General features: G+C 56.0%; 15 protein-coding genes. 6 read left to right on the plus strand and 9 right to left on the minus strand.

All coding sequences use genetic code 11. The features are described 5' to 3' along the window. Positions 1 to 109: 109 nt before the first annotated feature. Entirely contained in the window at positions 110 to 514 is a 405-nt protein-coding gene (locus AC1DWM_RS19170; protein WP_007907888.1) for a TraR/DksA family transcriptional regulator, read from the minus strand. A gap of 364 nt (positions 515 to 878) precedes the next feature. Here AC1DWM_RS19170 and AC1DWM_RS19175 point away from each other — a divergent pair, with 364 nt between their 5' ends. Together AC1DWM_RS19175 and AC1DWM_RS19180 are read left to right on the plus strand one after the other, a co-directional pair. Next, complete coding sequence (locus tag AC1DWM_RS19175) at positions 879 to 1490, plus strand: glutathione S-transferase family protein (RefSeq protein WP_477795872.1); 612 nt, start codon at positions 879 to 881, stop codon at positions 1488 to 1490. 25 nt (positions 1491 to 1515) lie between these two features. Beyond that, positions 1516 to 2619 (plus strand): DNA alkylation repair protein, encoded by a 1104-nt coding sequence (locus AC1DWM_RS19180; RefSeq protein WP_477795873.1) that lies wholly within the window; start codon positions 1516 to 1518, stop codon positions 2617 to 2619. Positions 2620 to 2716: 97 nt separating this feature from the next. Here AC1DWM_RS19180 and AC1DWM_RS19185 read toward each other — a convergent pair whose 3' ends face one another. The 6 genes from AC1DWM_RS19185 to AC1DWM_RS19210 form a co-directional block, all read right to left on the minus strand. Next, complete coding sequence (locus AC1DWM_RS19185) at positions 2717 to 3646, minus strand: alkaline phosphatase family protein (RefSeq protein ID WP_477795874.1); 930 nt, start codon at positions 3644 to 3646, stop codon at positions 2717 to 2719. Between the two features lie 145 nt (positions 3647 to 3791). Then, complete coding sequence (locus tag AC1DWM_RS19190) at positions 3792 to 4595, minus strand: 2OG-Fe(II) oxygenase (protein WP_223511193.1); 804 nt, start codon at positions 4593 to 4595, stop codon at positions 3792 to 3794. 90 nt (positions 4596 to 4685) lie between these two features. Further along, the gene (locus tag AC1DWM_RS19195) at positions 4686 to 5486 is read right to left on the minus strand and encodes a glycosyltransferase family 2 protein (RefSeq protein WP_477795893.1); all 801 of its coding nucleotides are present in this window, start codon (positions 5484 to 5486) and stop codon (positions 4686 to 4688) included. 325 nt (positions 5487 to 5811) lie between these two features. Further along, on the minus strand, positions 5812 to 6174 hold the full coding sequence (locus AC1DWM_RS19200; protein ID WP_477795875.1) for a DUF6124 family protein: 363 nt from the start codon (positions 6172 to 6174) through the stop codon (positions 5812 to 5814). 541 nt (positions 6175 to 6715) lie between these two features. Continuing rightward, positions 6716 to 6898: a hypothetical protein gene (locus tag AC1DWM_RS19205; RefSeq protein WP_223511197.1), complete on the minus strand. Its 183-nt coding sequence runs from the start codon at positions 6896 to 6898 to the stop codon at positions 6716 to 6718. A 117-nt stretch (positions 6899 to 7015) separates the two neighbouring features. Next, positions 7016 to 7801, minus strand: coding sequence for a LuxR C-terminal-related transcriptional regulator (locus tag AC1DWM_RS19210; RefSeq protein ID WP_477795894.1), 786 nt, complete (start codon positions 7799 to 7801; stop codon positions 7016 to 7018). Between the two features lie 132 nt (positions 7802 to 7933). Here AC1DWM_RS19210 and AC1DWM_RS19215 point away from each other — a divergent pair, with 132 nt between their 5' ends. The 3 genes from AC1DWM_RS19215 (at position 7934) to AC1DWM_RS19225 (ending at position 11179) form a co-directional block, all read left to right on the plus strand. Continuing rightward, the gene (locus AC1DWM_RS19215; protein ID WP_477795876.1) at positions 7934 to 8749 is read left to right on the plus strand and encodes a carbon-nitrogen hydrolase family protein; all 816 of its coding nucleotides are present in this window, start codon (positions 7934 to 7936) and stop codon (positions 8747 to 8749) included. A 117-nt stretch (positions 8750 to 8866) separates the two neighbouring features. After that, positions 8867 to 9976 carry a polyamine ABC transporter substrate-binding protein gene (locus tag AC1DWM_RS19220; protein ID WP_477795895.1) on the plus strand — a complete coding sequence of 370 codons (1110 nt, stop codon included), beginning with the start codon at positions 8867 to 8869 and terminating at the stop codon, positions 9974 to 9976. Between the two features lie 81 nt (positions 9977 to 10057). Beyond that, positions 10058 to 11179 carry a DmpA family aminopeptidase gene (locus AC1DWM_RS19225; protein ID WP_477795896.1) on the plus strand — a complete coding sequence of 374 codons (1122 nt, stop codon included), beginning with the start codon at positions 10058 to 10060 and terminating at the stop codon, positions 11177 to 11179. A gap of 73 nt (positions 11180 to 11252) precedes the next feature. Here AC1DWM_RS19225 and AC1DWM_RS19230 read toward each other — a convergent pair whose 3' ends face one another. Next, positions 11253 to 11687: a GFA family protein gene (locus AC1DWM_RS19230; RefSeq protein ID WP_477795877.1), complete on the minus strand. Its 435-nt coding sequence runs from the start codon at positions 11685 to 11687 to the stop codon at positions 11253 to 11255. 71 nt (positions 11688 to 11758) lie between these two features. Continuing rightward, on the minus strand, positions 11759 to 12700 hold the full coding sequence (locus tag AC1DWM_RS19235) for a carbon-nitrogen hydrolase family protein (RefSeq protein WP_477795878.1): 942 nt from the start codon (positions 12698 to 12700) through the stop codon (positions 11759 to 11761). 104 nt (positions 12701 to 12804) lie between these two features. Between AC1DWM_RS19235 and AC1DWM_RS19240 the strand changes: the two genes are divergently transcribed. Beyond that, positions 12805 to 13500, plus strand: coding sequence for a winged helix-turn-helix transcriptional regulator (locus tag AC1DWM_RS19240; RefSeq protein ID WP_477795879.1), 696 nt, complete (start codon positions 12805 to 12807; stop codon positions 13498 to 13500). The last annotated feature ends 389 nt before the right edge of the window (positions 13501 to 13889 follow it).

The following is a 13889-nucleotide window of genomic DNA, read 5'->3' on the forward strand; positions in this document are numbered from 1 at the left end:
AGCTAATCAACAGAGGTGCGCGAGGTTTTTTACAGACGAAAAAAAGCATCGCGGGCCAGCCTTGCTCCTTTTGGAGTGAGGCTCGCCCGCGATGCGGGGCGCTACGAAATCAGGCCTGACGCTGGTGCTTGTCGATCTGTTCGTGACGCTCTTGAGCTTCGATGCAGTACTTGGTGGTCGGGCTGATCAGCAAGCGTTTCAGGCCAATGGCCTCGCCGCTGTCGTCGCACCAGCCGAAGCTGTCTTCTTTGATGCGTTCCAGAGCCTGTTCCAACTGAGGCAGCATGCGCTGGTCGCGATCGATCGCGTTCACCAGCCAGGTGCGCTCTTCTTCGACAGAAGCCGCGTCTGCCGGATCGGCCGGGGTGTCCAGGCTCTCGATGGCGATGCGGTTCTGTTCGATGCGCTCATGGGTTTCGACTTTCATGTTCTGCAGCAGCTCGGAGAAAAAAGCATGCTGCTCAGCATTCATGTAGTCATCCGCCGGCATGGCCAGCAACTTGTCCTTTGTCATTGATATCTCTATAAAAAAACGTGCATTAAGGCGAATTAGGGAGCGTTCCGGCGGACCTCGGTCGTCCGTCGCAAAGGCGCCATTTATTCCAAGCGCCACCCGGCACTCAATTTACGAGGGGCGGCAGTCTAAGGCCGACTTGAGGCCCCAGCAACTGAAAAGTCAGCGAATTTGTCCGAAAAGGTGTGCAAAGTGCGCTATGGCAACCGTTGCTGCCGTTATCGGAGTGCGTTTATAGCAAGAAATTCAATCGAACGGCGGTATATAGAAGACAAACGGCCACACAAGCCCCCCGCTTGTTGCAGGTCGCGCAACCTGAGCTAAGGTTGTCCGTCCCGCAATGGTCCTCTGAAGGAATGTATTAATGAAGCTGATCGGCATGCTGGATTCGCCTTATGTACGGCGTGTGGCCATTTGCGCCAAATACTTGGGCATCGACCTGGAGCACCAATCGGTGTCGGTGTTCAGGCACTTCGAGCAGTTCCAGCAGATCAACCCGGTGGTCAAGGCGCCGACGCTGGTGTTGGATGATGGCGAAGTGCTGATCGATTCAACGCTGATCATCGATTATCTGGAATCCCTCGCCGGTCCAGGCAAAAGCCTGATGCCCGGCGACCTCAAGCAACGGTTGCGCGCCTTGCGCGTGACCGGGCTGGCGCTAGCGGCGTGCGAGAAGTCAGTGCAGCTTTATTACGAACGCAGCCTGCGCCCGGCCGAAATTCAATTCCAGCCGTGGGTAGAACGCGTCGAAGGGCAATTGGCGGCCGCCTATTCATCACTTGAACGCGAACTGCAAAAGCAGCCATTAACCAACGGCGCCTCGATTGCGCAGGACGGGATTACGCTGGCGGTGGCCTGGAGCTTCACCAATTTGGTAGTGCCGGATCAGGTCGACGTTGAGCGCTTCCCGCGAATCGCCGAATTCACCGCCCAAGCGGAAACACTTGAGGCATTCATCAGTACCCCGATAACCTGAGCCGCCCACTCAATCGGACTCACCCATGATCGCCGCCGAACAGCCCACTCCGGCGCTGAAGGAAATCTTCAACGCCGAGCGCCTCAAGCACATCGCGACCGAAATGACGGCGGTCTACCCCGAGTTCAACGCCAAAGCCTTTCTGAAGAGGGCCAACGACGGCCTCGCCGAATTGTCGATCATGCAGCGCATGGCCCGGGTTAGCGAATGCCTGCACGCGGTGTTGCCACTGGGTTATGAAGAGACCCTTGAGGTGTTGCGCGCCCTCGCCCCTCGACTTGACAGCGGCTTCGTCAGCATCTCGCTGCCGCATTACGTGGCGCTGTATGGCGCCCATGATTTCGAGCAGTCGATGGATGCGCTCAAGTACTTCACCGCGTTTGGTTCTGCGGAGTTTGCGGTCCGGTATTTTCTGCGTAGCGATTTGGAGCGCTCATTGGCGCTGATGCAGCAGTGGTCGCGGGATGAAAATGAACACGTCCGGCGTCTGGCCAGCGAAGGCTGTCGGCCGCGTTTGCCGTGGTCGTTTCGACTGGAGCAGGTACAAGCCGATCCGACCCTGGCAGCGGCGATTCTCGACAACCTCAAGGCGGATGAAAGCCTTTACGTGCGCAAGTCCGTGGCCAATCACCTCAACGACATCACTAAGGACCATCCCGACTGGGTGCTGGACCTGATCGAAGGATGGTCGCTGGATAACAAGCACACCGTGTGGATTGCCAAGCATGCGTTGCGCAGTTTGATCAAGCAGGGCAATCAGCGAGCGTTGGCGATTATTGGAGCCAGCGGCAAGGCCGAGGTCGAGATTGTTGGGGTGAAGGTCGAACCGGCGGTGATTCGTCTGGGGGAGAAAATCACGCTGTCGTTTGTTGTGAAATCCACGGTGGCGGAGAGTCAGCGGCTGGTAATCGACTATGCGATTGATTACGTCAAAGCCAATGGCAGCACGTCGGCGAAGGTGTTCAAGCTCAAGGCATTGACGTTGCCTGGCAAGGCGACTGAACAGGTCAGTCGTGGTCAGCAGATCAAGGAACTCACCACCCGCAAGCACTATGTGGGTTTGCATGCTGTGCACATTCTGGTGAACGGCGAACGCCTGGCCAGCACCTCATTTGAAATCCTCGCCTAACCGGCAGCGGCTACAAACGAAGTGCGCTAATTAACGATGCGGGCCTGCTTGGCTATTGACTGAGTTGATCTCGGTCGAAACCGACGTTGGTCAACCCTCACTGAATGAAGTCCAGCGAAGCCTGACCAATATCAACCAGGTTTCTGATGTTCACTGCGGGATGTCCAGACGGCGATATTACCAGTAGCGGCGCCCAGCGCTCGGCTTCTGAATAGTGGCCGTGACCATTGCCGGTGCCACCGTGATCACTGACAAAAATGACCAAACGCTGAGGCAGTGCACCCTGGGCGGATGGTGACGCAAATGCATTCTCCCACAGGCGCCGAATGCGGGAGTCTGTTGCTCGCACGGCGGCAGCGTAGCCCGGATCAGACGGGTCAAAAGAACCGTTATGGCCCGCTTGGTCTACAGCATCGAGATGAATGAACGCCAGATCGGGCTGGCAAGCTCGCCAGGTGGTCAGCACTTCATGCTCGATCGCTGCATCGTCGTCACGCAAAAACGCCGCATGGCGTATCTCGGGCAAAGCCCGCAAACGCCCCTCGACCAAGTCGTACAGCGGCCGCCAGGAGGTAATGAGAACGCTGCGACTATCGGCCTTGCGGCTCTGAAGGCGCTCAAACACGGTTTGAACTTTGATTGGCCCTTTGCTGCTGTTATCAACAATGCCATGTGCGCTTGCCCAGCTAGAGGTCAGCACACTGATCCAGCCAGGTGCGGAATAAGTCTGTTGCGTGCGGCCGTTGCTGACATCGACTCTCCCCCAAGCCAACCCCTGAGATTCAGCCAACTGGAACAGAAAGGGGGTCAGTGCCGGGCTAACGGCGTCCGTACGCAGGCCGTCGATACCGATGATGACGACCTGCCGGTCGGGCACTTGCGGCGCAGCTTTGCATTGCCCTACCTCTTCGCCAGGTGAACAGCCAAGCAGGCTCATCGCACACAGCGCTACCAGCAACTTGAGCCCCGAGCGCGGAGTGAGACTTGCCGTTAGTGCCAAGAATGCCCCAGAGAATAAATTCATCATGCCTGCGACGCTTCTAGTTGGTGATGGAGTCTAGCCCTGGATTGATGACCATCGTTTCCGGCCGCCACGACAGACCGAAATCGACGGTGGATTCAACCGGCCGATGCAGCAGATTGGCTAAATCGTTCAGCGGGCATTTCGCAGCTTAGTTTTTCTTCCTGATTAGTTTACTTATGTAGTACTTGAGGCTTAAACGATCTTTGGGTCTTGGCTTGTAGTGGGTCTTGTTTCTTTGTGCGGGATCGATCGCCATGGTTCCTGCGGTGTAGTAATAAAGCGCGATAGACCTGCGCGTGATGTGCTCTGGAGTCGTTAAAGGCTCTGGGTGCCCATGATTGCTGTCTTTGTCTGTATTGAAGATGACGCAGCGATTGTAAATGGGCAGAACTTTTTTAAGGCAGGTCTTCATGCCGATATCCCAAAGCTCTAGATTACCGCCGTATTCCTCTTGCCAGTTTTCATTCAGATAAATGATGACATTCAGCCTACGCTCAACATTAAGCTTTTTGTTGAGTCTGAAGTCCGAATGCACCCCAAGGAAACCACCACTCTTCGTTTCATGCAGCCCGCCACCGCTAAAGTAGGGGTCGGGTATCAAACCTTCGATGCCTGTGAGCTTTTCAAGAAACTGCAACATGGGCGCCGAGTTAAAAGCGTTAAAAACAGTCTTGAGAAAAGGGGGGCATTCATTGGGACTGATTTGACGCTTTAGTTGACCTTTATAGCCGCGCTCGTAGATCATTTCATTGTTGGTTGGCTCGACTGGAAAGTGCGAGCATATACTTGCAATCAGGTCTTCGTGCAAGAAGTTATCGATAACGATGTGCGGAAATGGCGTAGCCTGAATATAGTGGCTGGCCAATGAATGACCAAAGGCGCTGGCGGCGTCCTGGTCGAAATCAAGCCCAGAGGAGAGGGTGATAGGGAGTGTTTGAGTGATGGGTGCCATTACCGCTCCAATAACTTAATACAAAAAACCTGTGGGATGACTGAAAACAGAGCCAAACGCACTGCTCGTGCACGCCTGCTTAACTTATGTTTAGCTGTTGTCCTTGTTCAAGCGCTTAAGGATATTATTGTACATTTTTGTTCGTCTGTGCGTCGTTTCATAGCCCCCAGCCGCTGCGACAGTACCCGACTGAATATGATCCAGATAGCTGAAAATTTTACGCGGCGATAACATTTCAACGACATAGCCAAGCTCGGTCATGCGGTCTTGGAGGGTATAACCAGGAACACGATCGTCCATCGAAAAATGCAGGCCGTGTTGCTTGATAAGTTTGCAGTTCCACAAGGTACAGAAACTCTTCAAGTACACTTCCCTGTATGGTTTTGGCTCCCTGGAGCGTAATCCCACAGAAATTTTCAGGCGTCTGAAATGGTGTTTGAACAGTCGCGAACTAAAGCGCCAAAAAGTTCTCGTGGCGCCACGATTTAATTGCTCTACACAACCGACGGCTACGGTTTTTTGATTTTTAATGCATTTATTCAGCATCATCGGGAAAACGTTTTTATCGAAAACAAATGTGTCAGTATGCATGAGAAACAAATAATCAGTTTCAACGCGCTCCAAAACCAGGTCAAGTGCTTTGCCATGCGCGATATGGCCTGCCTCCGGTTCAGAAACAGAACGTTCGATTAAATTAATCCAGTCAAGCGACCTCAAATACTCAGTGCTTTCATCAGCAGAATAATTATCAACTACCCATACTGGGACACTRCCACCCAGATGCTGGTGCAATAAGTCTAAACATATTTTGGTGATTTCTGGCGTCTTGTAATTTACTATAACTATACTAAAGGCATTAGAGCTATCAGCCGACAAATTAGCACTGCTCATCATTTAGGCACTCAAGGTATTATATTTAGATGTAGAGATAATTGAACTTGCATCCAGTTGTCGCTTATATATTCGCGTATGATTTCGCATGATTATAAAACCTGATCTGTTAAGTCGCTTTTTCATACACTGAATAGCCATAGCTAACTCAAAGCCTGATGGAGAGGAGCAAATGTGAATTTCATCTTATAAGGATCCACTCTGCAGGTAAATATCCGTGAGTTAATTTGTTACATCGAAAGGCTGGTCAGGCGAGCTTCTTGGGGCGGCGTACTACATCTCCCTCTGTGGCGAGGAGCTAGCCCTGCACCACAGAGGGTCGTGCTTACTCCTTCAGCTCAACGTGATCCAACGCCTGATTCACCGCCAATTCCCCCAACATGACCACTTGCGTAATCCCCAGCAGGGTCTTGCGATGTGAGTTATCCAATAACGCTGCAAAATTGCTGAGCATGGTGGTGGCCGAGCCCAGTGATTCGCTGGCGTTGGCCAGCAGGGATTCGGTGTCGTACTTAGGATTGGCGAGGAACATGGGTTCGGGTTCGTTGGTACTGGCCATGATTTGGGCTGCCGGGTTGAGGTAGTGGTYGAGGGCGCGTTCGGCCGCTTCATGGAATTTTTTGGAATCGAGGGATTCGTAGGGGGATGCCGGATCGGTGTCCGGTGGATTGGGTGTTGGTTTGATCATAGATGAAACTCCCACTTAGAAAATTAAGGAGCCATCACCCTTGCTACCAAACAAAGGGTGGCGGCCATACGCGGGTTGGTAGACCGGTCTAAGTAGGAAACCCGGCGCTCACGAAGGAGCCCCACGCATGACCACCATATAAAACCGAGTCCAAAAAAGACTGCATATGGCGTTGTCATGCGACTACTTAAAAGCGGGCTACCAAACCCGATCACTGTTTTTCAGTGACCGGAAAACGATATAGCCCACCCCGTAGACGCACAAGCCGGCGGATTCTGTCTTACCCGTAGGCGATGACGCAAGGCGTTGTAGCCTTTGGGTGGTAACAGAAGGCTTCGTTTAAACAGGTGAAATTTTTGTTGTTTAAGCGTCAGCAAAACGAGGCAAATCACTCGCTGAGTCAGTCAAACGAAATCCGTGTGGGAGCGAGCGAGCCGGCTCGCTGCGGGCACTAATTGACAAATCAAGTACCTCCGCCCCGCTATCCCAGACCAATGTTGCAAGTGGATCGCAAATGACAAGTGCGCCTGATGATCACGCTTTATTTTGTCTTTTCCGTGGGTGTGCAGAGGGTGTGAATCTGGAACTGAACCCCCCCGAGTGATTCCTTGATCTGATTGGCTGCGTGCTGACATGCCTCCATATTCTTGTACTCGGCATGATCGATCGCTGTAGCGGGCTGTGAGCCGTTGGTGCCAAGAATGACCCAGAGAATGAAGCTCATGATGCCTCCGACGTTTCTAGTAGGTGATGAAGATTAGCCGTGAATTGATGACCATCGCTGTCAGGCTGCGACGAAGCCGATTGTCTTGGGAGCTGACGCCATCATGAAACGACGACTTCAGCTCTGCGCGTTCAGAAACAGGGAGAACAGCTCGGACTGAGATTTAATCCCCAGTTTGCTGTACATGTGCTTGCGGTGGACCTTCACAGTCTCGGCGGAAATCGCCAGCTTGCGCGCGATCTCCTTGTTCGAGCAGCCGCTGAGCATTAGCCGGCCGACTTCCAGTTCGCGGGCGGAGAGCGGCGTATCCAGCTGCTTGTCAGTAGAGTCCAGCCAGCTCTGCCAACTTGGCGTCGGCAACGCGTTCTGCTCCAGCACCTCCCGCTCGAATGCCATGCGCTGACGCATCAGGGCGGCAACCCACGGCTGAATGAGTGTGAGCAAGGCGATCTGCTCTGGACTGAAACGGGCCTCGCTTCCCAGTGACAGGCTGAGGGCGCGTTCCGCGTCGAGCTGGACGTTGATATGTACTTCATCGGCAACGATATTGAGGCGGAAGTAGCGTTGGTAGTAGTCGGTCTGCTCGAAGCACTCCGGCGCCACGTCGGCTAGCCAAAACAAACCGTTCTGCGGTGCTTCCCGGTTGGCCAGGTAAAAGGGATCGAGCAGATACAGGCCTTTGAGGTAATCCTGAAAGAGCGGGTCTGGCCCACCGTCCTTGCCTGGGCATTCTGCGAGCACCTGCGGACGGCCATTGCTGAAAATCAGCACGACCCAACTGTCCACCGGTATGTATCTATCCAGCAGACGCACCAGGGCCAGCCAGAAACCAGGACGGTCAAGCCCCTCAATCAGCCTGCCAATCGCCTGGTGCCAGGCCATGTCCTGCAACGTAATGCTCACGACTCTACCCATACGGGGTTACCCCATCGATGTGATTACTTTCCGTTTTATGCCTCTCCATACTTCATCCAGCCCTGGCGGGTGCTGTTTAGTTTGGCGATTGCGAGCCCACAACACGTGAAAGGATCACCGATGAAGATTGAACTCGTACAACTTACCGGTCGCGATGGCGATACCGCTTATAACCTGGAGCGTACCTTGCAGGCCATCGCTACCTGCGCAGTGGATACCGATCTGCTGATTTTTCCAGAAACTCAATTGATGGGATTCGCCAGCGCGCAACAGCTCGCCGAAGTCGCCGAGCCCCTGAACGGGCCGAGTGTGCAGGCCGTGCAGCGCGCCGCACGCGAACGGAACGTTGCGGTGGTGGTTGGCATGGCTGAGAACGACTGCGGCATCTTCTACAACACCTCCCTGCTGATAACGCCACAAGGGATCGCCTTGCACTATCGCAAGACTCACCTTTGGCCGTCGGAACGCGGCCTGTTCCAGCCGGGAGACCGCTATGCCACTGCGCTCTGGAAGGGCGTCCGTGTCGGCATGCTGATTTGCTACGACATAGAGTTGCCGGAAAGTGCTCGGGCCCTCGGCCAACTCGGCGCCGAGCTGATCCTGGTTACTAACGGCAATATGGATCCCTACGGCCCTGTCCACCGCACCGCGATCATGGCTCGCGCTCAGGAAAACCAGGCATTCGCGGTGATGGTGAATCGAGTCGGCGACGGCGATGAAGGCCTCGTTTTTGCCGGTGGGAGTGCAGCGATCGATCCCTTCGGACGCACGCTATTTGAAGCGGGGCGCGAAGAGTGCCGTCAGGTGGTAGAGCTGGATCTCGACCTGCTGCGCACCGCCCGCCTCGACTACGACTACCTCAGTGACCGCCGCCTGCTCCTGAACGGCGAACAGATTGAGCACGGTGATGGTCGCCGTGAACTACTGATCCCCTGAACCACAGCGACTGTTCCGTCTTGATTCGATTTTGAGCCTGCCACAACAATAATTCACACACTAGCAGGAGCAGTGCTCGTGTCCTTGGACCTGGCGCTAATGCTCTGGAGCATCCCGATGAAATCGACTCGCTACATGCCATTCGTCCTGGCCACGCTTTTCAGTTTCGGCCTGGCCTGCGCCAAGGCCGACGAGCCTGCCAAATCCAGCGTGCATGTCTACAACTGGTATGACTACATTGCCCCGAACACGATGAAAGACTTCCAGAAAGAAGCGGGCATCAGCGCTGTGTACGATGTGTTCGACAACAGCGACGTCATGCAAAGCAAACTGATGGCCGGCCGCAGCGGCTATGACGTAGTGGTTGCCAGTGGCGACCTGCTACCGAACCTGATCAAGGCGGGTGTGCTGAAAAAACTGGATCGTTCAAAGTTGCCCAACTGGTCGCACCTCGACCCGGAAATCCTCGCCAAGTTGCAGAGCAACGATCCCGGAAACAGCTATGCGGCCCCTTATCTGTGGGGTACCACTGGCATCGGCTATGACGCGGACAAGGTTAAATCGATACTCGGCCCAGATGCGCCAGTTAATTCCTGGGACCTGATTTTCAAGGAAGAAAATCTGGCCAAGCTGAGTCAATGCGGTGTGGCCATGCTCGACGCACCTAGCGAAGTCATCCCCATCGCGTTGCACTACCTTGGACTGCCTTACAACAGCCAGAACCCGGAGGATTACAAAAAAGCCCAGGAACTGCTGCTGAAACTGCGTCCCCATATCGTCTACTTCGATTCTTCCAAGTTCATCTCTGATCTAGCCAATGGCAACATCTGCGTCGTGCTGGGCTGGGCGGGTGGTGTCGCCGATGCGCAAAAGGCCTCTGAGCTGGCCGGCAATCATCGCAACCTCGTCTACAGCATTCCCCGCGAAGGTGCCCCGGTGTGGGTGGAGAGTCTGGTTCAGCTCAACGATGCGCCGAACCCGGAGCAAGGGCTGGCCTTCATCAACTACATGCTGCGCCCCGAAGTCATCGCTGAGTCATCCAACTACCTGAGCTATCCGAACGCCAACAAGGATGCCACCGCGCTCGTCGAGCAGAAAATCCGCGACAACCCAGGTGTGTATCCGTCCAAACAAGTCTTGGACACGCTATTTCCGCTTGAACCACTCCCGCTGAAGATGGAGCGCGTGCGCATCCGCGCGTGGAACACGGTCAAGACCGGCGCTTGATGGGCAGACTCGGCCCTACCGATGACTGGCCAAGCCCCGTCATGAAACAAATCAAACAAAAGAGAAATCATGAAAATGACGATGAAACCACGTGCCCGTGACCTGAACATTCAGTTCGGCCAACTGCAACCCGGCCCCCTCAATGCCATCACCGATGTGCCCGGCGTACGGGTCGGCCACAGCAATGTGCGAGGGCGCACCGCCAACGGCCGCGACATCTTGACCGGTGTCACGGTTATCGAACCGCGTGCGGGTTCCACCAGCCAGCAACCGTGCTTTGCCGGCGTCCATGTGTTGAACGGCAACGGCGACGCCACAGGTTTGGAGTGGATTCGCGAGGCGGGTCTGTTGACCAGTCCCATCGCCTTCACCAACACTCACAGCCTGGGCGTGGTGCGCGATGCGCTGGTTGTGCTGGACCGTGAACAACAGCCGGATGACGGGCGACTCTACTGGAACATGCCGGTGGTGCTGGAGACCTTCGACGGCTTGCTCAACGACATCAACGGCTTCCATGTGAAGATTGAGCATGTGGCCGAGGCCCTGCGTTCGGCCAAGAGCGGGCCGGTAACGGAAGGCTCCGTCGGGGGTGGTAGCGGCATGATCTGTCATGAGTTCAAGGGCGGCATCGGCACCGCATCACGGCGTCTGAGCAGTGCCCAGGGCGGCTGGACCGTTGGCGCCATCGTCCAGGCCAACCACGGCATTCGTAACGAACTGCGCGTCGACGGCTACCCGGTCGGACGCTACATGGAACAGGCCGACTCGCCGTTCCTCAAGGCTTCGCTGCCGCACTCGGGTATGGGCTCGATCGTCGTTTGCCTGGCCACCGATGCGCCGTTGCTGCCGCATCAATGTACGCGCCTGGCGCAACGTGCCAGCCTCGGCCTCGCCCGCACCGGTGGTGGTAATGAAGACCACAGCGGTGACATCTTCATCGCCTTCTCCACCGGTAATCAGGTGCCGCCGGCCGCTTACGAGTGTAAGCGCGCGCCGACTACCGACAACCTGAGCATGGTCAACAACGACCACATCAGCGAGTTGTTCCTGGCCGCCACCGAAGCGGTGGAAGAAGCCATCATCAATGCCTTGCTGGCCGCCGACACCGCCGAAGGCAACGGCCATGCCGTGCCGGGCCTGGATTGCGAGACGCTGCTCAAAGCCTTGCATCAGGCCGGCTGGCCGGGAGCGGCGAATGGCTAACTGATCCAGCGGTGTTGAGGTGGTGTGTTTGTTTCGCGTTCATGCCACCTCGATCAGTGAGAGCGTGCTAGCGCTATTCGTCCATGCTGACGCCCGATCCCCCTAATTCCTTGGGGACATCCTTCAGCTTGGGCAATCCATCCTTGATGCGCAACAGGGTCTCCTGATAATGGACGTGAACGCCTGGTGAAAACGCGAGGTCCGGAATGACAGCGGCATACACGTCGATGAGCCCCATCCCTGGGTGTTCGCTGAAGAGGTGCCCGCCACAATGCTTGCACCATTTGCGATAACTCTGCGGTGTCTTGTTGTAGGTGCCAATGTTCTCAGCGCCCCGAGTTATTTGCACCGCATCGGGTTTCCACAGCGTGAAGGCATTGACCGGCCCTGCTGACCAATGCCGACACGACTCGCAATGGCAATAGCCCATTGCGGCCGGCTCACCGCTGACGGTGAACTCGACTGCGCCGCAAAAACAACTGCCCTTGTAAGATCTTTGAATGCTCATGGAATGACTCCTTGACCAGTTGTTACGCATACCGTCGGCGTTGGGATGGATCGCCTGAGCGTTGCCTGGCTTCACCCGTCAATGTAGCGCACCGCTGTCGCCGGCGTGCGTCGAACCTGCAGTTCGAAAATGTCCGGGCGCGCATAGTGCCCGGTGACGTCAAGCGCCCTCCTCGCTGGCGCCACGAGTGAGACGTCGATGTCCGCATACAGAATGCCTGCCTCTCGGTGTAATGGACCGGCCACGATCCGGCCTTGAGGATTGACCACCACCGAGTCGCCATCGTTGATCCATTCGTCAGGATCGGGAAACAGTTGCGCACGAGACGGGAAATCATCGGGAATGTCGCTGCCGCGCAGCGAGGTGCCACTGCCGAGCACCCAGCATCGGCCTTCGAGTGCAATGTGACGCATCGTGCTGATCCAGCCCTCGCCAGTGTCGTACGTGGGGGCGACGTAGATTTCCACCCCCTGGGCATACAGTGAATAGCGCGCCAATGGCATGTAGTTTTCCCAGCAGATGAGCGCACCAATGCGACCGACGGATGTATCGACCGCACGCAGCCCGGACGCATCACCGAAGCCATGCACCATGCGCTCGGGATTCGTTGGCATCAGCTTGCGGTGTCGGTTGAGCACTTCACCGTTCGTACCGATAACGACTACGCTGTTGTAGAGCGTGCCGCCTCCATTGCGCCGCTCGCATTCATTGATACCGCATACGATCGTCACGGCGTGAGCGCTGGCGGCTTCGCACAACTCGCTCAGGTCACCGTTCGCGATATCAACGGCGTTGGCCAGCAGCCGCGTGTGCAACTGACCCATTACAGCCCCGTCTTTTCCCGCCGCCAGCCGCCAGATCCACGACGGGTAACCTGGAATGAACGATTCGGGTAAAACAATCAACGAGGCTCCCGCCGCCGCAGCCTCAGCGACCGATTGCACGGCTCGGGCGATCGTCGCGCTGCGATCGAGCAGCACTGGCGGGCGCTGAATGATGGCTATCTTGGTCATGACGTTCTCCTGTGGCGGTGGGCTATCGAGGGCTTCAGCGTGCGCGTGGCGAAGTCGCGGGGCTAGTTCAGAATCTGAAGCGTTGTAGTTGCGGAGTACAGGCGATGGATGAAAGCTACGGTCAGTTCTGCACCGTCGCACGCGGTGCTGAAGCACTGTGCGAACGCTGGACGCCGTTGGTCGTGCGCGAGCTGCTGTGCGGCAGTAAGCGCTTCAATGAACTGCACCGCGGCGTTCCACGAATGTCCACCAGCTTGCTGGCACAGCGGCTGCGCCACCTGGAAGATATCGGTGTCGTACATCGCACGGCCGCAGGCAAAGTCTGGGAGTACAGCCTGACCGAKGCAGGCGAGGATTTGCGCCCCATCATCATGGCGTTAGGGCATTGGGGCGCACGCTGGATAGGCAGTCGTCTTCGCGACAACGAACTCGACGCGGGCCTGCTCATGTGGGACGTGCGCCGGTTTGTACGCATCGAGATGTTCCCGTCCCGGCCGGTGGTCATCCACTTCAGGTTCCGCGACGCTCGGTCCGGCGAGCAAGAGTGGTGGCTCGTGGTCGAACAGGGTGTGGCAGATCTGTGCCGCGACGACCCCGGACGCGAACTCACACTCATCGTGGACTCTAGCGTGCGCGCGTTGACCGAGGTGTGGTCTGGCGACCGCACACCCAGGGAAGTTCTTCAGTCGCGAGAGCTGCGTGTAGACGGCGCAGTGCAGGATGCAGAAAACTTATGGCGCTGGCTTGGCACGAGTGCGTTCGCCAGTACCCGGAGCGCTGCAATCCAGCCTTTGCAATAGCCATCGAGAAACGTAAGCGTTCGACCGGTTGAATCCACAGCCGATTGCTGCGGCTCGCACCTTCAGTCTGGCACTCAAGACGCCTCGGTGAGGAGGAGTCCATCCCATTGTTTCTGGCCGATTTCTGTCTGTTGTAAAGGGGGCATCGACGGTGGATTCAACCGATCTGGAAGTGACGCAAGGAACTTTAGGCGCATTGTGTTGTTGTTTTTAATTGCTATGAAAATATCAGAAATGCACACCCCAAACAGGGTGACAAAAAACAACAAAACAGATCATTAGTGCGTTTATGCATTCAACTTTCGAAAAAATAATAAACTCCTACTATCCGAGCAATTTCGCTTGTTCCTCGAAGATGTATTCCTGGGTACCGTCCGGGAGGGGTAAGT

The organism is Pseudomonas sp. P4_C8 (genome assembly GCF_056401975.1).

Coding starts and splice junctions, on each gene's coding strand:
- AC1DWM_RS19170 (WP_007907888.1), bottom strand. CDS start 514: ATGACAAAGGACAAGTTGCTGGCCATGCCGGCGGATGACTACATGAAT.
- AC1DWM_RS19175 (WP_477795872.1), top strand. CDS start 879: ATGAAGCTGATCGGCATGCTGGATTCGCCTTATGTACGGCGTGTGGCC.
- AC1DWM_RS19180 (WP_477795873.1), top strand. CDS start 1,516: ATGATCGCCGCCGAACAGCCCACTCCGGCGCTGAAGGAAATCTTCAAC.
- AC1DWM_RS19185 (WP_477795874.1), bottom strand. CDS start 3,646: ATGATGAATTTATTCTCTGGGGCATTCTTGGCACTAACGGCAAGTCTC.
- AC1DWM_RS19190 (WP_223511193.1), bottom strand. CDS start 4,595: ATGGCACCCATCACTCAAACACTCCCTATCACCCTCTCCTCTGGGCTT.
- AC1DWM_RS19205 (WP_223511197.1), bottom strand. CDS start 6,898: ATGAGCTTCATTCTCTGGGTCATTCTTGGCACCAACGGCTCACAGCCC.
- AC1DWM_RS19215 (WP_477795876.1), top strand. CDS start 7,934: ATGAAGATTGAACTCGTACAACTTACCGGTCGCGATGGCGATACCGCT.
- AC1DWM_RS19220 (WP_477795895.1), top strand. CDS start 8,867: ATGAAATCGACTCGCTACATGCCATTCGTCCTGGCCACGCTTTTCAGT.
- AC1DWM_RS19225 (WP_477795896.1), top strand. CDS start 10,058: ATGAAACCACGTGCCCGTGACCTGAACATTCAGTTCGGCCAACTGCAA.
- AC1DWM_RS19230 (WP_477795877.1), bottom strand. CDS start 11,687: ATGAGCATTCAAAGATCTTACAAGGGCAGTTGTTTTTGCGGCGCAGTC.
- AC1DWM_RS19235 (WP_477795878.1), bottom strand. CDS start 12,700: ATGACCAAGATAGCCATCATTCAGCGCCCGCCAGTGCTGCTCGATCGC.